Genomic DNA, 17,707 nt, shown 5'->3' with positions numbered 1-17,707 from the left:
TGATAGAAATATTATAGAAATTAAGTTAAGATAGTTCATCTGACGGATGTTAATTGGTGTTTTAGAGGTACGATGGAAATATGAATACTTCTTTCAAGCCTCAAAGAAATCCTTATGTTCTTGGCCGCCCAGTTAACCAAGCGTTGTTATTTGGGCGGGAATCGCTATTTGTGGATATTAGACACTATCTCCAACAGCATAAACAAGTAATAGTATTATACGGACAAAGACGCATTGGGAAGTCATCTGTTGTGCGTAATATTACTAATCAATTACAAGATTTGCAAGAGAACTTTGTTTTTGTGACATTCAGTTTAGAATATTATTCTCAACAATCATTAGGTAGAATCTTAGCAGAATTAGCAAAAGAAATTATAAGCGACTTGTCATTAGAACAAGAGAATATAAAAATACCCGAAATTACAGACCTAGAGTCAAACGATGGCGTTTTTTCCAAGGAGTTTTTACCGCAAATATATCAAGCCTTAAACGGCAAAAATTTAGTTTTATTACTAGATGACTTTGACATATTCATAAATAAACATACAGAAATATCATTAAAACTATTTTATGAAAATTTATTTTCGATAATTCATAATACCCAAAAACTTTTCGTAATTCTATTAATGGATAAAAAATTATTCAACATTTCCAAAAAAATTAGGAGTTTTGAGAATATAGTTACTGTTAAAGAAATTAAGTTATTAGATCAGAATACGACCACAAATTTAATTAATCAACCAGCCCAAAATATACTTGAGTATGGAGACGACGCGATTCAAGCTATTTTTAAGCTATCAGCAGGACATCCCTATTTTACTCAAGTAATATGTTTTGCTATTTTTAGTAGAGCGAGAGAAAATAATAAATTGGATGATAAAGTTAATAGGGAAGATGTAGAAGCTATTATAGACAAAGCTATTGAATTAGCTGAAGCTGGGTTATCGTGGTTTTGGGAAGAGTTTTCTATCCTCGAAAAAATTGTTTTGTCAGCAGTTGCAGAGTCTCAAGAAACCTCAGAAGATTATTTAGATTTAATTAAAGCAAATAAAGCTGATCTAGATATTAATCTGATCATAAAAACGAAAGAATATTTAAAAGAGAATGAGTTTTTAGAACAAACAAAAGATGAAAAAGTTAAAATAGAATTATTCCGTAAATGGATTAGACAAACTCATCCACTCACTGAGGAAATTGGTACATTAGAAAAATTGACTCAAAAAGAAACGCAAAGTGATGCACAATTGCCAGAAGAAAATATAACAGGACTTACGCAAAAGGGAACGAAAGTAGGGGTAATTCATGAATTACCCCTACGCAAGAATAAGGTTTTCAGTCACATCTTGCGTAAGTACTATATAAATGAAAACAATAATATGGAACTATCTCAAATTATAGCTCAAATTATAGAGAATACAACAACTAACACAAGTAATATTCATTACGAGATTGAAGATAGGTTCTTTGCTAAACCTTACGAGATTGCAAATCAAACTACAAGTAATCATGAGGTCAATCACGAAGTAAATACACGTCAAAAAAAGCCACCGATATTAATAATAATTATTCTCGTATGTTTATCTGTTTCTACTAGTATTATATTAGCTACGATTTATCGTTTATATACTCAACCTTGTCCAGCAGGAGAAAAAAAAGAATTTGGGATTTGGTGTGTAGTAGATAATAGCAGAATTAGTCGGGGCGATAAAACCCTATTCCCCAACATCACCAATATCCGTCGTGATCAAGGTATTCAAGCCTTCAAAAAGGGTGATTATCAACAAGCTGAGAAGTTATTTAAACAAGCTATACAAGCAAATAACACTGATGTCGAATCCAGAATTTATTATAATAATGCCTTAGCCCGTCAAAAAGGTTCTCCTTTTACTTTAGCAGTAGTTGTACCAATAGATAGAGAAACTAATAATATTGCTCAAGAAATATTAAGAGGTGTAGCCCAAGCGCAGAATCAATTTAATCAAAATAAAGGATTAAATGGCAGATTACTAGAAATAGTTATTGGTAATGACAGTAACAACTCTAATGAGGCTAAAGCAGTAGTTAACGCAATCATTAAAGATTCATCTATCTTAGGGGTAATAGGACATAATTCTAGTGACGTTACTAAATCTCTACTACAAGATTACGAAAAAGCCAAACTAGCAATTATTTCTCCTACTGCAACTAGCGCAGATTTAAAAAGCTCTGTTTTTTTTAGAGTAGTTGATTCTGATAAAATTACTGGTCAAAAATTAGCTAATTATGTTTTCAATAGTTTGAAATTAAAACAAGTCGTAATTTTTGCCAATCCTGAAAGTGCTTATAGCAAGAGTATTAGTGAAGCATTTACCAATGATTTTCAAAAACAAGGAGGTGAAGTAGTTAAAAAATATTCATTTAACTCTAGTTTCTTTGGTGATGATATTGATGAAAGTATCAATACATATAAAGCAGAAGCAGCGATGCTATTTCCAGATACGAAAAATACTGGTAAAGCTATTGAAATTGCTCAAGCAAATCTAGATTTTTATAAAAATAGGCCTGATCAACAAATGTTACAGTTGTTAGGAGGGGATACTCTTTATAGCTATGAAACCTTAATGCAAGGTGGAGAAGCTGTGGAAGGTATGATCTTATCAGTTCCTTGGTTTAGAGGAACATCAGCAGCAGAAGAGTTTGCCAAAAAATCAAAAGAACTATGGGGAGGGGATGTTAGTTGGCGTACAGCTACTAGCTATGATGCTACACAAGCATTTATCAAGGCTTTATCAAACAATGCGTCTCGTCAGACAGTATTAGAAGGATTAAAAAACGTTGATTTGTCTGCAAATGAAACATCAGGTTATCCGCTCAAGTTTACAGATAACATGGAGAGAGATGGAAAACCTGTTCTTCTAGAGGTTAAGAATGGTAAATTTGTGCAAATTGATGAATCAAAAGCTAGTTTACTCGATTCTCCATAATAAGCTCATCTTAACTTAAAGTGATGGCGAATGATGTAATAAATTACAGATAATTGCTATTGTTCATCCTTGTGCATCAATGGACGTAACCCATTTAAATCGGCTACTATAGGAGAACCATTATGTAGGGTTTGCTGAATAAACCTAAAACCTTGATATATCAAAGGTTAGAGGCTGATAAACACAGAAATTAGTGCAAGGGTTTTGAAGGGTATACCGGAAAAAGTGTGCATTTTTTGGGATTTCAAGAGATGGCAAAGAAATTTTCAAATCTCCTCCTGACTCCTGACTCCTGACTCCTGACTCCTATGCCCTCACGGAAAGACTTTCTCAGCAACCCCCATGTATTACTGTCGCTGCTAAGGGGTGCATTCCAAAGGTTGCAGCTAGTCCTAATGCGGCTAAGTTGGGAATTACTGCTAAACTGATATTCTGTTTAATTACAGTTTTGGTTTCATGGGCGATCGCCATTGCATCCACAAAAAATGATCAAAGGTTGGTGACTGGGGACTGGGGACTGGGGACTGGGGACTGGGGACTGGGGACTGGGTAATCAATTTTATGTTTCCCGATCAACTATCAACTATCAACTGTCAACTATCAACTATCAACTATCAACTATTACTTAACTTCTGTGATTTTTAAAGTGTAAGGAAAGTATTTCTCTTTTTCGTAGGAACCAATCCAAATTTTGTAAATACCCTCTAACCATTCTCCCACAATACCAGGATTTTTCCCATCAAAATCATCATTACACCAAATACCACCTGGTCCTTTAATCATTATAGTGGTGTCGGCCTTACTTTCCACTTGCAGTTTTAGGTAGTCAAATTTACTGAGCAGTTTTAAAGTGTGATCTTGGTCCTCATCTACAAACCCAGTACATGAACCTGTAGGAGTTTCAGTTTCTCCATTAACTTTGCTCGCTGGAACTGAACCTCCACTCATTCCCCTGACTGTCAAAGGATCAGGTGAAAATTGACGGTTAATGGTGATATCACCAAAAATAGGCGGAACTTCTTCTGCATTAACAATACTATTCATCACTGTTGTCACACCAAGTGTAACTATCATCAACGATAATCTAATGGCTAGATTAAGGGATTTTTTTGTCATTGTAATTATATTTATATTTAAGTAATTTTAAAGACAAGAATCTTCTATTTTAAGTTCCCGATATTTGCAGTTATCAGGTGAGTGGTGAGTGGTGATTGGTGATTGGTGATTGGGTTATTTACCTCCCCATCACCCCATCACCCCAGTCACCTATTACCTAGCTAGTGCAGAGCTTAAACGGGATTTATCTAAACCAATCTGATTTAACAATAACCATGATTGAATTAGGTCTGGTCCATGTACATCCCCGGTTAAAGCTGCTCGGAGCGATCGCATTACTAAACCTTTTTTGACACCTTGCTCTTTTACCACTTGTTTAATGATGCTTTGGGCGGTATCTGCGGAAAATTCTGGTTGATTTTCCAAAGTTGTCAAAATTGCTTGCAGTACAGGTTTCACCCCTTCTTGTTGCAGTTGTTGACTACCTTCTTCACTGAACTCTACCCCATCAGTAAAAAAGACTTTGCTCATGGGAACAGCATCCACTAACCGCGTTAAACTAGCAGCAATTAAACTTACCAACTGCTCTAACCAAGGACGCTCCCTACCACTAGTAAATGTATATCCTGCTTCCTCCCAAAAAGGTATTAGCAAATCTATGAGTTTATCAACTGGCATATTATGGATATATTGACTATTAATCCAATCTAATTTATCCCAGTCAAATTTAGCACCTGCTTTGTTTACCCGTTCAAAGGTAAATTCTTTAGCAGCGTCATCTAATGTGAATATTTCCTGCGTAGAATCTGGGGCAGACCATCCCAATAAGGTCATATAATTTACTAAACCTTCCGCAGTAAAACCCATTTTCTGAAAGTCAGAAATTGAAGTTACTCCATCCCGTTTGGAAAGTTTGCGCCCTTCTTGATTCAAAATTAAGGGTGTATGGGCAAATTCTGGAATTTTTGCACCCATAGCTTCATAAAGTAAAATCTGTTTCGCTGTATTGGCAATATGGTCTTCCCCACGAATGACATGAGTAATTTGCATATCAATGTCATCTACCACTACCACAAAATTATATAGAGGTTGACCAATACCTTCAGCAGAAGCGCGAGCAATGACCATATCACCACCCAAGTCACTTCCACGCCAGGACATTTTACCCCGTACTAAGTCATTCCAGACAATTTCCCGATCATCTTCAATTTTAAAGCGAATTACAGATGAACGACCTTCCGCTTCAAAAGCTGCTTGTTGTTCTGGGGTCAAGTTACGATGACGGTTATCATAGCGGGGTGCTTCGTTTCTGGCTTTTTGTGCTTCCCGCAGCGCGTCTAATTCTTCTGATGTGGTATAGCAGCGATAAGCTAAACCTTGATCCAATAATTTCTGTACTGCTGCTTGGTAGAGGTGTAAACGCTGAGATTGGAAAAATGGACCTTCATCCCAGTTTAAGCCTAACCAACGCAGTCCAGTGAGAATATTATCAGTATATTCGGGACGCGATCGCTCTAAATCTGTATCTTCAATGCGTAAAATAAACTTACCACCGTGATGATGGGCAAATAAATAATTAAATACAGCAGTTCTGGCTGTACCAATATGTAAATTACCAGTAGGACTGGGAGCAATACGAACTCTTACAGACACAGTTAATTCTCTCTCTCACAAAGCATTATTAATTTAACAAGTGCTGAGTGGTTGTAAACCACCGATATGGGTTATTTTCCCAGTCTGTTAAAAACAGCATTCCTGAGAGATATTTAAAATTTTCTCCCAGGAATCAGATTTTAGGATTTTGGAACGGGACTGACGGGGCTCGAACCCGCAACTTCCGCCGTGACAGGGCGGTGCTCTAACCAATTGAACTACAGTCCCTAACAGTTGATTGCGTTTTTCTCAACTATACTATTATTGCTTAATCTTTTTTAGCTGTCAAGTAGTTGGGAGAAAAAATTGAAATTTTTTTTTCACAGGTGACTGGTGACTGGTGATTGGTGATTGGGTTATTATCCTCCCCTGCTCCCCCTGTCTCCCCAACCTCCTAACCTGTGGACTGGCTTTTAGCTTCCAGATGTGCCAATATTTGAGTTTGGATTTGCTTGTACTGCTGCTTTAACAATTTTTTGCTGGTATGAGATTTAGAGGATGAAGGTAATTGCTCACTTTGTTTAACCCAAGCTTTTAACTTTTCTTTCTGTGCTGTGGCAATACTAATGCTAAGAATATTAGCGCAGTGATGGGGGGGGTTCAAGGGTAAAGAGAATCAAAGAGTAAGAATTATTAGCAGATATTCCATTACATAAAAGCGCAATGTAAACCTAAACAAATTTGCTCGCAGATTACAAAAAACTTTGATAAATCTAAACTTTCATTTTTCAGAATTACTTAATTAGGGGTTGCTGTTCGCGTAGGGTGCCGTAGGCATAAAAGTCTTTCGGTGAGGGAATCATTAGAAGTGGCTCCCGATTCGTTTCTATAGAGAGATTGGTAGCAGACGCAATAACCGATTTAAGGGTGATTCTAGCTTGAGTTTAAAGGCTAGGATCTGGGTGCTTTGGAGTTTGTTAAAATTGTTATCACTGACTAGAATTAAGGAAGTTTGTCCATCAGGTAGTTTTGGACCAAGGGTTAAGCCTTCTATGTTGTCTAAAGCTACATCGAGAGTCTGTAAATCTAAGAGTAGTTTTTTCTCTACAGGTTTGATTTTGTTGATGTCAATGTTTGAAAGGCTGTTAATATCATGAATATCGTCGCCATTTTCTAGGGAAACCTGAAACAAAGAAATCGCAAATCCCAAACCTGTAAAAGTTCTTTCTACACTCAGTAAATGTCCTTGATTATCTAAAGAAAGTAAATCTGGTAATCCACTGTCAAACCTGCCTGTAAAATTGAATAGCGGTGTAACTGGTTCTGTGATATACAGAAATTCTTTTTCCGGTTGGTTGGTGGCTAGGTTATATTGCACAATGCGACAAGGACTACCAAAGCCGGGTTTTGCCGCTGCACCATCCTGAATGAGTGCGTTTTCAGTCGCTGTAAATAATGATTGATTATTTTCTGAGATGGTGAGGCTTTCAAAAGCTAAGTTATTACGTATACCCTGCTGACTTTTTGGATCTGGTAAAAATTTATCCGGTATAGGTAAGCTGGTAATAGCTTGGCCAGAAGATAGAGAAAATTCTTTAATAAAAGGATTTATGGATTTTTGCACATCTCCTTCAGAAGCAATGAATACAGTGGCTTTGTTAGTTACAGCAATACCTTCTGTATCGGTTTCACTAGGAGGAAATTTTTGATTATTTTCATTTAATAAGGTGGTGACAGCTACGGGAATAACTCCATCTTTGGTTAATTTTCCTGTGCTGAGGTCAATTTTTAAGGTATAAAATCGAGCAGGTGCTTTTTGCCCTCTGTCGTCAGAAATGGCATAATAAAGATCATTTTTAGCATCATAAGTAATTCCTGATAATCCTCCTAGTTCGGTTTTTTGGAAAGAGTATCCTGTGGGTAAGGTGGCTGCACCAATAAATTTTATATCTGTTATTTTAACTGTTGCTGAGGCAATATTACTGAAGAATATACTGATAATACTGCTAATGATAATGGTAATCGTCAAGTAAATAATGAATAATGGTTTTCTGAGTTTTTTCATTAGTTGCATGAAGAAATAATGCCAATTAGGGTTTGCTGAGAAAGTCTTTCCGTGAGGGCATAGGAGTCAGGAGTCAGGAGTCAGGAGTCAGGAGGAGATTTGAAAATTTCTTTGCCATCTCTTGAAATCCCAAAAAATGCACACTTTTTCCGGTATACCCTTCAAAACCCTTGCACTAATTTCTGTGTTTATCAGCCTCTAACCTTTGATATATCAAGGTTTTAGGTTTATTCAGCAAACCCCAATTAAAAGTGAAAAATTAAAAATTAACAATTGGATAAGTAGGATGTAGTTTGCAAAATCCAAAATCTAAAATCTAAAATCCAAAATTGGATTACGCTAGTTTTCTAGTATATTCGGTTTGGAAAAAATTAACTAGCCAATCTTTAACTTTGCGGGTAGCACGACAGTCATCTTCGTTGTACCGTTGGATCAGTTCCAGAAAACGGCGATCGCCTGTTTCTAACCATTGATCATACCAATAAATACACTTAGCACCACTAGCTTCTTGATCACGCCATTCAAATCCTAACCAACGTGCGATCGCTTTGAGGGCATAACTTTCTATTGGTAAAGCAACACTTTCTGTTAATTGTTCATAAATATCTACAAATCGAGTCAGTAGAGGTTCAATTAAGGAATAAGGTGTACAATAAAGTTTACCTAGTTTTTTTACTGTCTCGACTTCATAATTACAAAAATGGTAAATTGGTGCTTGGGGATATTGGCAAACTAAATCTAAAAATTGCTGCCAAATTAGGTTTTCTTGAGTTGGTGTTTCTGCTAAAAATGAATAAAACTTTTCTGTATTATTTTCTCTATCAACTACTAAAACTCCCAACAGATAATTTAAATTTAAATCTGGTTGGGCTTCAATATCAAAATATAACTCGATGGGGGCGGTAAATGTGAGTTTTTCTGCTGGTAAAGCAAAGGGTAAAATTAAAGGAGTTTTTGCTAATGTTGATTTTGCTTGTACTATTAATTTAGATGCTACTTGAGTATCAAAACCAATGACATTTTCTAAAGTGCTGGGATTCGTGTTAGCGAGTGCTTCTAAAGTAGTAGTAGATAATGCTTGTAGTTGAGTGTAGCGAATTGGTGTCACACCTGGTAACAGTGACAGATGTTGCTGAGATTGGGCGATCGCATAACAATGATTATACCAGTGACAAAGATGGCATTTTTGACGGGCAATAAATACCTCTGGTGCTTCTGACGACTCTACCACTTGAATATACTCCGCCAAAATATCCAGCATTTGTGGTGTCCATTTATCCAAGTCTACCACATAAGTTGTATCTTTATTCCGCAAGATTAACCAAGCTTCATCTGGTGTTACTTCCTGTAATGCTCCCAAAATTTCTGCGTGAAAAGCAGCTATAACCTGATATTCTTGTTTGGGACGTTTACCTAGTTGAATATCCACGGGAATATAAACCCAGTCTCCAAAACTGGATTTTCCAGGCTGTTTGACAAGTAAATCTGGACGACTCAGTAAAGTATATTCATCTTCATAAGTGGCTAATAATACAGAATTATGTATATACTCCACACCTTGCTGCATCAGTTCTATAGTGGCTGCTGCACCAGCTTCCCAGTTTCCTGGAGGAAAAACAGGTTTGTGATATGACAGGTTATGAATTATACTTTTCTGATGAGCAATTTTATCCTGTTGCACTTTTACCAACAACTCATGGGGAATATCTCGCTGGTTATAGTCACCATGAGTATCTAAAAAAGGCCGTCGCTTACAGCGTTGATATTGGAGTAGGAGTTCAGCATTAATGATCATTCATTTAAGTTAACAACAATTGGGATATTTTGGGAATCAGAAGTCGTAGAGGCGAAGTAGGGGCGAAGTAGGGGCGAAGTAGGGGCGAAGCATTCAGGCGAAAAATTATCAATTTTATGAAAAGGCTATTTTCCGAATGCTGATGCTTCCAGCACGCTTCGCGAACGCCAGTACAGGAGTCAGGAGTTAGGAGAGAAGAATATTATGAATAAATAGGGGGTTAAATAGGGGTTTTTATGCTCAATTTTCGGATTTAACATTTTAAATTTCCCATCCAAAATCTCAAATCTCAAATCTCAAATCCAAAATCCCAAATCTAAAATCTAAAATCCCAAATCCCAAATCCAAAATCTAAACTAAAATTAATATGTTGGATCACCATCGGCAAAAATTTCCAGCTTTAGGGAACAAGATTTATTTTAATTATGGCGGACAAGGACCAATGCCTCAAGGGGCGATGGATGCTATCAGCCAAACTCAAGCGCATATTCAGGAAATAGGACCTTTTGGTGCGGAAGCTTATCGCTGGATATCTCCCCAAATGCAATCTGTAAGGGAGGCGATCGCCTCTACCTTAAATGTACCATCTGACACAATTACTCTCACAGGCAATGTCACCATTGGTTGTAACATCGGAATGTGGGGGATTAATTGGCAAGCTGGTGATCACTTGCTGCTGTCTGATTGTGAACATCCCGGAGTGATTGCCACAGCCCAAGAAATTAGTCGTAGATTCGCTGTAGAAGTTTCCACTTGTCCGCTGATGGCGACTTTAAACGAGGGTGATCCTGTCAGTGTTATTGCTGAAAATCTCCGCCCCAATACTCGCCTGGTAGTTTTAAGTCATGTTTTGTGGAATACTGGTCAAGTTTTGCCTATTGACAAAATTGCAGAAATATGCAGACAAAATAATTCTCTGTTGTTGGTAGATGCGGCTCAATCAGTGGGGGTTCTACCTTTAAATCTAACAGAATTGGGGGTAGATTTCTATGCTTTTACTGGACATAAATGGTTATGCGGTCCTGCGGGTGTAGGGGGTTTGTATGTACGACCCGAAGCACGGGAAATGATGCAGCCAACATTTATAGGTTTAGATGGAGTCATCACTAATAATCAAGCACAACCAATTAATTGGCAACCAGATGGGCGAAGATATGAAGTGTCTACCTTAGCAACTCCATTATATATTGCTTTAAAAGAAGCGATCGCCATTCATCATCAATGGGGAACAGCAGAGGAAATATATCAGCAAATTTGCAGAAACAGTGAGTATCTTTGGCAAAAGTTGATAGAGTTATCTAATGTCAAATGTTTAAAAAATTCCCCTCCCCAAAGCGGGTTAGTTTCTTTTGTGCTAACTAATAATCAGCGGAGTTTAAAATTAGTGCAGTTTTTAGAATCACAAAAAATCTTAACTCGCACAATTGCCAATCCTAATTGTATTCGGGTAAGTGTTCATTACCTCACCTTAAAATCAGAAATTGACCAATTAATAGCAGCAATTAAAGAATTTTCTCATTTGTAGAAATTTTCACCCCATCACCTCATCTATGAACCGTCCAATTTTATATATAACCATCACTAACCACGGCTTTGGCCATGCTACCCGAACCGCATCAATAGCTGCAACAATTCAAAAATTATGCCCAGAAGTGCTGTTAATTATTGCTACAACTGCACCCCGATGGCTGCTTGAATCCTACATCAAAGGTGATTTTATTCTGCGTCAACGTGCCTTTGATTTAGGTGTAGTTCAAGCTGATAGTTTGACAATGGATAAAGCAGCAACCTTAGACAAGTTAAGAGAAATTAAAAAAAATCAAAATTCGTTAATTGCTTCGGAAGTTAATTTTCTTCGCCAAAATCGTGTTAATCTCATATTAGCAGATATTCCTTTTCTGGCGGCTGGGTTTGGGAAAGCAGCAAACATTCCCTGTTGGATGATTAGTAACTTTAGTTGGGACTTTATTTATCAAGATTGGGGAGGAGAATTTACAGAAATTGCTGATTGGGTCAGTGATTGGTATACTAAAAGCGATCGCTTATTTCGTCTTCCCTTCCATACACCCATGTCTGCTTTTCCTAATATCATAGATGTGGGTTTAACAGGTGGTTCTCCCGGTTTCCCTATTGATGAAATCCGCACCATTTGGGGAATAACTACACCACCAGAAAAAACCATCTTGCTAACATTTGGAGGTTTAGGTTTACAAGCAATTCCTTATAATAATATTGAAAAATTTTCTGATTGGCAATTTATCACCTTTGATGCTTCCGCACCAGATTTACCTAACTTAATTAAAGTGCAAAATCGCCAATATCGTCCTGTTGATTTTATGCCAATTTGTAGCAGAGTAGTTTCTAAACCAGGGTACAGCACTTTTGCAGAAGCTACACTTCTAGGACTTCCTATTATTACCATCCCGCGTCATGACTTTGCGGAAGCTGATTTGCTATTAGCAGGAATTAAAAATTACAACCACCATCAAATTATCACACCAACAGAATTTTTTGATGGAACTTGGGATTTTCTTCATGACTTACCCCAACCGCCAAAACAACCACAAACCATAGCTAAAAATGGTAATGAAACTCTAGCCAAAGCAGTGATAGATTATTTTAAGTCAATTTAACTAAAATTCCTGAAACACTCCCAACCTAAAATCCAAAATCTAAAATCCAAAATCCAAAATTATTATGACACACTATCAAAAATTACTGAGAATTTCCACAACTGGCAAATCCTTTCAGAATATTACATCAAAAGTTGCCGCTATAGTTGGCGAATCTGGAGTGAAAACTGGACTTTGCACCTTATTTTTGCGTCACACTTCAGCCAGTTTAATCATTCAAGAAAACGCTGATCCTGATGTATTAATAGATTTAGCAAATTTTATGGCTAAATTAGTACCAGAAGGTAACTATTATATTCATGATGCCGAAGGTGCTGATGATATGCCAGGACACATCCGCACAGTTTTAACTCATACCTCCGAAAACATCCCCATTAATAATGGTCATCTAGTTTTGGGAACATGGCAAGGTATTTACATTTGGGAACATCGCCAGCATAATCATACCAGAGAGTTGGTAGTTCACATTTGGGGATAATAACTGATAATTATTTTACCCAAAATTAAGAAAATACAAAATGCTCTCAAAAAATATCAAAATATATTCATTGTAAATTTATTTTTATCTATGGAAATAATATGCACCAAAGTCCTGATATGATTGAACCGCAAAGGACGCAAAGGACACAAAGGTAAGAAAGTTGAGCGAGAGTTTTTGGTGTGGCTGTGTGGGATGCTCCCAATTTTTCCTACTCCTGACTCCTACCTGTGTTGGATGTGGTTTCACCATAGCTGAATTTGGGCTAAAATGTTTTAATCATCCTACTTAAATAAAATTACTTAAAATCATAAGTGAAAATATCTAATGAAAATTACTGATTTAATCACCTGGTTTGAAGAATGGGCAAATCCCGCTTGGTGTGAAAACTGGGATAATTGTGGTTGGCAGATTGAACCTGGTGTGTTGGGTGCAAAAGCACGGGTATTAGTGTGTTTAACTCCGACTTTAGCAGTAATGAAAGAAGCGATCGCTCTCAACGCTAATCTGATTTTTGCCCATCATCCCCTGATTTTTAATCCCCCTAAATCTCTCCGCAGTGGGGAAGCACTAGCAGAAATGGTAAGGTTAGCTTTTACTCACAATATCGGTATCTACAGCGCCCATACAAATTTCGACCAGGTAAATGATGGCACTGCGGATGTATTGGCACAAATATTACAACTGCAAGCGGTATCTCCCATAGTTCCCACCCAATCTGGTTTAGGATATGGACGGGTAGGAATGTTAGAACCAGCTTTAACATTGCAAGAATTACTCTCGACAATTCAAACTCAACTTCATCCCCCAAAATTGATTTTTTCCCCCGCAGCGAATTTACAACAGCAAATTTCACGAGTTGCGGTTTTGGGCGGATCGGGCGCAGGTTTTATTTCCGCAGTCGTGAAAACCAACGCCCAAGCCTATCTCACCGCCGATTGTAAATTTCATCAATTTCAAGAAAGTAGAGATCAAGGATTAATTTTAATTGATGCTGGACACTATGCCACTGAACGCCCAGCGTGCGATCGCTTGGTACAAAAATTCCAATCACTAAATTTAAATTGGGTGCAGTTAAGTCAACAGGATGAAGATTTCCGCCAATTTTTACCGTGAGCAAAGATTTTTTAAATTGTAATCTTTGATACTAACTATTCCTTGGTTCATACAATCTTCATAGTATAATTGCAGACTCACACTATTCTTGATCACATTTGAAGTAGTTGTACTTTTGACTGCTTATAGTTTATCAGTACGTAGATAAAAGCCTTTAATTATAGAGGATTTCTGTTTTTTAATCGTGATGGAGGTCACAACTTTTCTGTAATGAGAATCACGAATATTTACTGTTTTATATCAATGTATTTAGCAAGCAAGTGTTTGACAATAGAAATGATAAATCGTTCATTTGCCCTATTGATCATGATTCGCACACTCATTGCATCTGCCTTTCAAACCGGATATCTTAGTGTTGAATCAGAGGGTTTACTCCTTCAGGTATTGGCAACTAGGTGCTATCAATCCGATGATTTAAAAGCTCTGACAAACCTATACGAAGCAATCCGCATAGGTACAGTTAAACGAGAAGCTTGTTCAAAGAATTCTAGAGAATTGCCTGTACTGAACAAATGTCACTAAGAATTACTCGATACAACTTAACATGAAGCCTAACTTTCTCACACTTTGGCTCTCATCATTCAGATGGGATATGTTGATTATGGGCCTACTGTGTTTCTGTTTTGCGTAAGTCCTGTAAGTTTTCGGTTTATTCAGTAGAACCTAGATTGAATTATTAAAGCTTAATATAGCGATTCTAAGTCTAATGAAGTACAAACAAATTTATTCACTGTTCCCTGTTCCCTGTTAAGAGTTCCCTGTTTAAGAGTTCCCTAAAACGAAAAAACTTTGTACCTCACACTTCTTGGAAATGGCTATATACAAATAATCATCATTATATTTTTATTGGCGCATTTACCTAAATTGAAATTTGTAAAAACTCACCGAATTAATAACGAGTAATAAATTTTGCTAATTTATGAATATCACCAAGAAAAAATTGCCAGCAAAAAAAATTCCTAATCCTGAAATATCGCCATATTTGCGCCACTGACAGGCAAAATGCCCGTATTACACCTCATGCTACAGAGCAAAACTGAAAAGTCTTGGGTGATTGTTGTTTAAAACCATGAAGTTAAGCCTGAGAATGAGTTAAGATCAAATACATTAAGGGTTAAAAGTACAGCCGAGTCCCCAGACTTCCTAGAAATGCCAATGACTACAAGTAGGCAACTAAAACAACCGCAATTAACGCTGGTTTTGCAGTACAGTTTATTACAGGATGGTAATCAGGAAACACCACCAAGTATTCACCAGGTAAGGAAAAATCCAGAAATGTTGGACTTCTATGAAGTAGACATGATCTAGCATTGCCCTAAAAAAGATTAAGCTCAACTGAAGCAGTAACCATTGGTTCATAACCCAAAAATTCCTTATATTGACTGCCACCACCGAGTCCTTGTGAGATTGGGTTATTGCAATAGTTCACCAAGCATGAAATTGAACTCTTTAGGGTATCTCTTACCGGGTTAAGACCCAAATTTTCACAAGTTTAACTACGTTGTTTAAAAAGGCAGAAGTAGTACATGCTACACCGCAAGATTTATCAACTGTGTTGCGACGGGCGGGAGGTATGTGTTTTTTTGCGGGATCAGCAACGCTGGATAGAGCGGGCCCGCATTATAGATATAGAGGGTGATCTAGTGACTCTACGCTATGAAACAGACGAAGAAGACGAAGTTTGTTCTTGGGAAGAGATGGTTCGCCTAGAAAGCATTGGCTCGGTAACGCAAAAATTAGCTTCCGTACCACGGGGTAATGTAGAACCTCTCATGACTGAAGACTGTCCTGAGTCGGAACGTATCCGTAACCGTTTTACTGACTTGAATCCCGACTAATAACTCTTTGTCTACCCAAAAATTACCATTTAGGGACTAGGGAAAGAAAATTTTAGATTTTAGATTTTAGATTTTGGATTGCAAGTAACTCAAACACAATCCAAAATCCAAAATCCAGCAATCCTGAATAGGAGTCAGGATTCTAGATCAGATAAACTTTCAAAGGCAGGACAATAACCTTCCAGGGTAACTTTAAAGTTATACAATGGGGCTGCGGGATTCCAACACCGTTGCCCCCTCTGGTATTTGCACGTACCACAACACTCTAAATCTGACCAGGTATAGGGGTGCTTACTACGGGCTGCATCTAAGCTATTTTGATTCAGCAGTTCTCGTTGAGACAAACCTCTTAATACCAGTTCTTCCCCTTGCCAACGGGCTTCTATTAAACCAGTATCCGCAAATTGCTGCCAACGCGGATCCTCTGTAATTGCTTCTGGTAGGGAGATCGTAATGACTGTTTCTAGTTCCGTCAACTCCCCTTCATAATTAGTTTCCGGGGCAGAAGGTTGTAAAAATGTTTCACCAATGGGCAATTCTACCACAATTCCCGCTGCTGGGGAATGAAGATGATAACGATTTTGTAACTCGTCTAAACTGGTTAGGTCAGCTAAATAAGCAGGAGAACCGTGGATAAAAACCACGTGCTGGGGTCGTAAATTATGAATTAATTGGGTTGTTCCTGGTCCATCACTGTGTTGAGCTAAAAGATAGCTTTCTATGGTGGTTGCTGCGGGATATTCTGAATTAACTTTGATATCTATTTTTTCTGGTAGGAGAATGAGCCAAGGTCCTGTGTTGGGTTGACAATATTTACTTAAATCCGCTGTGGAGTCAGTGAGGACAATACAGGGTGAACTGCCTAAAGTAGTCAAATCTTCCACTTTTAAACGCCGCACACGAGGACGTACTCTTTCATCCCAAAATAAAGGCTGATGACGGGCAAAATTTTGGACTGAGGCGGGAAAATGGGTTAAAAGTTCTAAATAAGCATCACAACCAGTAGCTACATTGCCATCTACCCAAATATCTAAATCCCGGCCAGTAAAATGGTGATGAGAGCGTAACAACATCAACAATTCTTGACCTAAGCCTAAAGCCGGTGTGGGTAAAATAATAGAACAGTGATCAGCTATGGCGCGGTTAATTCTTTCCGCTAGTTGATTTTCTTGGTTGCGACGGTGAGGATGGCGAGATGTTCCATAACTGCCTTCAATTAAGAGAACATCTAAATGTAAACCTCTTAACTCTTCTAAGCGCAACCCATCTACTAGGCGAGAATTGGAGAGGAAAAAATCTCCTGTGTAAAGTAATTTATAATCACGGCGCGGGGTATGGTAGGTGAGGAGAATAGCCACAGCACCGGGAAGATGACCTGCGGGAAATAATTCTACTACTAGATTTTCTTGTATTTCTATAGGCGATCGCAAAGGTAACGCCTGACAAAAGGAAGGAATTTCTTCCGGTGCTTGTTCCGGCCAATTTAACGGTAATAACTTGCTAGTCACCTCACTAGCATAAATAGGCATAAGAGGAAAAGCTTGATTAAGTGCCAGCAAACCTCTAGCATGATCTGGGTGAGCATGACTAACCAACACTAAATCTGCTGGTAATGGTGAACTACCCTTCTGTGCAGATTTAGTTATGTCCCTAGTCAGATATGAAATATCCCCCAAACCGCAATCTAATAAAATGCGGTGGGGACCCATGCGTACTAATAGACAAACACCTTCATCTTCATGCTGAACACTATAGGGCAGACATTCTAATTCATTAGCTGCATCCCCAGGATCAGGACGAGACGATACTGATAGATCATCCCTCATGCGCTCTAACTCTGGTTAATGTGCAAATTAATGTGCAGAACCGTTGCCATGATAGTTGTCTGAATCATAAAAGCCATTTTTTGTACCGAAAAATAAGCACGCAAAGGTAAAGATAACAGTGAATCCTACTAAAATCAGCTTAACATCCATCGGTTTATCCTCCTTGATGAAACTCCTTTTTATAGTAATAGTGTGATTATCTATTTGGGCAGAATCGCTAGAAAATCTTTACTTTAGTTGGTGATTGGTAATTGGTAATTGGTAATTGGTAATTGGTAATTGGTAATTGGTAATTGGTAATTGGTAATTGGTAATTGGTAATTGGTAATTGGTAATTGGTAATT

At 37.7% G+C, this 17,707-nt stretch carries 16 protein-coding genes and 1 tRNA gene; 8 read left to right on the top strand and 9 right to left on the bottom strand.

Features of this window, described 5'->3' with window-relative positions:
- The first annotated feature begins 80 nt into the window (after positions 1 to 80).
- A complete protein-coding gene (locus H6F47_RS15840; protein WP_190649954.1) occupies positions 81 to 2,963 on the top strand; it encodes an ABC transporter substrate-binding protein in 2,883 nt (960 codons plus the stop codon).
- A gap of 330 nt (positions 2,964 to 3,293) precedes the next feature.
- Here H6F47_RS15840 and H6F47_RS15835 read toward each other — a convergent pair whose 3' ends face one another.
- The 7 genes from H6F47_RS15835 to H6F47_RS15805 all read right to left on the bottom strand — a co-directional run bounded on the left by H6F47_RS15835 (position 3,294) and on the right by H6F47_RS15805 (position 9,472).
- Entirely contained in the window at positions 3,294 to 3,434 is a 141-nt protein-coding gene (locus tag H6F47_RS15835) for a hypothetical protein (protein WP_190649952.1), read from the bottom strand.
- A 150-nt stretch (positions 3,435 to 3,584) separates the two neighbouring features.
- Positions 3,585 to 4,079, bottom strand: coding sequence for a hypothetical protein (locus tag H6F47_RS15830; protein ID WP_190346164.1), 495 nt, complete (start codon positions 4,077 to 4,079; stop codon positions 3,585 to 3,587).
- A 153-nt stretch (positions 4,080 to 4,232) separates the two neighbouring features.
- Entirely contained in the window at positions 4,233 to 5,672 is a 1,440-nt protein-coding gene (gltX, locus tag H6F47_RS15825) for a glutamate--tRNA ligase (RefSeq protein ID WP_190649950.1), read from the bottom strand.
- A 154-nt stretch (positions 5,673 to 5,826) separates the two neighbouring features.
- A tRNA-Asp gene (locus H6F47_RS15820) sits at positions 5,827 to 5,900 on the bottom strand.
- 166 nt (positions 5,901 to 6,066) lie between these two features.
- Complete coding sequence (locus H6F47_RS15815) at positions 6,067 to 6,276, bottom strand: hypothetical protein (RefSeq protein ID WP_190649948.1); 210 nt, start codon at positions 6,274 to 6,276, stop codon at positions 6,067 to 6,069.
- 222 nt (positions 6,277 to 6,498) lie between these two features.
- Positions 6,499 to 7,686, bottom strand: a complete 1,188-nt coding sequence (locus H6F47_RS15810) for an esterase-like activity of phytase family protein (protein WP_190649946.1) — start codon at positions 7,684 to 7,686, stop codon at positions 6,499 to 6,501.
- A gap of 325 nt (positions 7,687 to 8,011) precedes the next feature.
- Positions 8,012 to 9,472: a TM0106 family RecB-like putative nuclease gene (locus H6F47_RS15805; RefSeq protein ID WP_190649944.1), complete on the bottom strand. Its 1,461-nt coding sequence runs from the start codon at positions 9,470 to 9,472 to the stop codon at positions 8,012 to 8,014.
- A gap of 367 nt (positions 9,473 to 9,839) precedes the next feature.
- Between H6F47_RS15805 and H6F47_RS15800 the strand changes: the two genes are divergently transcribed.
- The 7 genes from H6F47_RS15800 to H6F47_RS15775 all read left to right on the top strand — a co-directional run bounded on the left by H6F47_RS15800 (position 9,840) and on the right by H6F47_RS15775 (position 15,537).
- Positions 9,840 to 10,997: an aminotransferase class V-fold PLP-dependent enzyme gene (locus tag H6F47_RS15800; protein ID WP_190649942.1), complete on the top strand. Its 1,158-nt coding sequence runs from the start codon at positions 9,840 to 9,842 to the stop codon at positions 10,995 to 10,997.
- Between the two features lie 25 nt (positions 10,998 to 11,022).
- Positions 11,023 to 12,105 (top strand): glycosyl transferase, encoded by a 1,083-nt coding sequence (locus H6F47_RS15795; protein ID WP_137668660.1) that lies wholly within the window; start codon positions 11,023 to 11,025, stop codon positions 12,103 to 12,105.
- A 64-nt stretch (positions 12,106 to 12,169) separates the two neighbouring features.
- Positions 12,170 to 12,583 (top strand): secondary thiamine-phosphate synthase enzyme YjbQ, encoded by a 414-nt coding sequence (locus H6F47_RS15790; RefSeq protein WP_096571617.1) that lies wholly within the window; start codon positions 12,170 to 12,172, stop codon positions 12,581 to 12,583.
- A 327-nt stretch (positions 12,584 to 12,910) separates the two neighbouring features.
- Entirely contained in the window at positions 12,911 to 13,699 is a 789-nt protein-coding gene (locus tag H6F47_RS15785; RefSeq protein WP_096571618.1) for a Nif3-like dinuclear metal center hexameric protein, read from the top strand.
- A gap of 306 nt (positions 13,700 to 14,005) precedes the next feature.
- On the top strand, positions 14,006 to 14,221 hold the full coding sequence (locus H6F47_RS27980; protein ID WP_096572820.1) for a hypothetical protein: 216 nt from the start codon (positions 14,006 to 14,008) through the stop codon (positions 14,219 to 14,221).
- 633 nt (positions 14,222 to 14,854) lie between these two features.
- The gene (locus tag H6F47_RS15780; protein WP_162501967.1) at positions 14,855 to 15,007 is read left to right on the top strand and encodes a hypothetical protein; all 153 of its coding nucleotides are present in this window, start codon (positions 14,855 to 14,857) and stop codon (positions 15,005 to 15,007) included.
- A 218-nt stretch (positions 15,008 to 15,225) separates the two neighbouring features.
- Positions 15,226 to 15,537: a DUF6679 family protein gene (locus tag H6F47_RS15775; protein ID WP_096571619.1), complete on the top strand. Its 312-nt coding sequence runs from the start codon at positions 15,226 to 15,228 to the stop codon at positions 15,535 to 15,537.
- A 134-nt stretch (positions 15,538 to 15,671) separates the two neighbouring features.
- Here H6F47_RS15775 and H6F47_RS15770 read toward each other — a convergent pair whose 3' ends face one another.
- Together H6F47_RS15770 and H6F47_RS28905 are read right to left on the bottom strand one after the other, a co-directional pair.
- Positions 15,672 to 17,363 carry an MBL fold metallo-hydrolase gene (locus H6F47_RS15770; protein WP_137669345.1) on the bottom strand — a complete coding sequence of 564 codons (1,692 nt, stop codon included), beginning with the start codon at positions 17,361 to 17,363 and terminating at the stop codon, positions 15,672 to 15,674.
- A gap of 217 nt (positions 17,364 to 17,580) precedes the next feature.
- The gene (locus H6F47_RS28905) at positions 17,581 to 17,643 is read right to left on the bottom strand and encodes a hypothetical protein (protein WP_347239090.1); all 63 of its coding nucleotides are present in this window, start codon (positions 17,641 to 17,643) and stop codon (positions 17,581 to 17,583) included.
- Between the last annotated feature and the right edge of the window lie 64 nt (positions 17,644 to 17,707).

The organism is Sphaerospermopsis sp. FACHB-1094, assembly GCF_014696195.1.
Classification (GTDB): Bacteria; Cyanobacteriota; Cyanobacteriia; order Cyanobacteriales; family Nostocaceae; genus Sphaerospermopsis; species Sphaerospermopsis kisseleviana.
The sequence above is the reverse complement of the archived record's forward strand: the minus strand, read 5'-3'. Positions and strand labels throughout refer to the sequence as shown.

Coding starts and splice junctions, on each gene's coding strand:
- H6F47_RS15840 (WP_190649954.1), top strand. CDS start 81: ATGAATACTTCTTTCAAGCCTCAAAGAAATCCTTATGTTCTTGGCCGC.
- H6F47_RS15835 (WP_190649952.1), bottom strand. CDS start 3,434: ATGGCGATCGCCCATGAAACCAAAACTGTAATTAAACAGAATATCAGT.
- H6F47_RS15830 (WP_190346164.1), bottom strand. CDS start 4,079: ATGACAAAAAAATCCCTTAATCTAGCCATTAGATTATCGTTGATGATA.
- H6F47_RS15810 (WP_190649946.1), bottom strand. CDS start 7,686: ATGCAACTAATGAAAAAACTCAGAAAACCATTATTCATTATTTACTTG.
- H6F47_RS15805 (WP_190649944.1), bottom strand. CDS start 9,472: ATGATCATTAATGCTGAACTCCTACTCCAATATCAACGCTGTAAGCGA.
- H6F47_RS15800 (WP_190649942.1), top strand. CDS start 9,840: ATGTTGGATCACCATCGGCAAAAATTTCCAGCTTTAGGGAACAAGATT.
- H6F47_RS15795 (WP_137668660.1), top strand. CDS start 11,023: ATGAACCGTCCAATTTTATATATAACCATCACTAACCACGGCTTTGGC.
- H6F47_RS15790 (WP_096571617.1), top strand. CDS start 12,170: ATGACACACTATCAAAAATTACTGAGAATTTCCACAACTGGCAAATCC.
- H6F47_RS15785 (WP_096571618.1), top strand. CDS start 12,911: ATGAAAATTACTGATTTAATCACCTGGTTTGAAGAATGGGCAAATCCC.
- H6F47_RS27980 (WP_096572820.1), top strand. CDS start 14,006: ATGATTCGCACACTCATTGCATCTGCCTTTCAAACCGGATATCTTAGT.
- H6F47_RS15780 (WP_162501967.1), top strand. CDS start 14,855: ATGACTACAAGTAGGCAACTAAAACAACCGCAATTAACGCTGGTTTTG.
- H6F47_RS15775 (WP_096571619.1), top strand. CDS start 15,226: ATGCTACACCGCAAGATTTATCAACTGTGTTGCGACGGGCGGGAGGTA.
- H6F47_RS15770 (WP_137669345.1), bottom strand. CDS start 17,363: ATGAGGGATGATCTATCAGTATCGTCTCGTCCTGATCCTGGGGATGCA.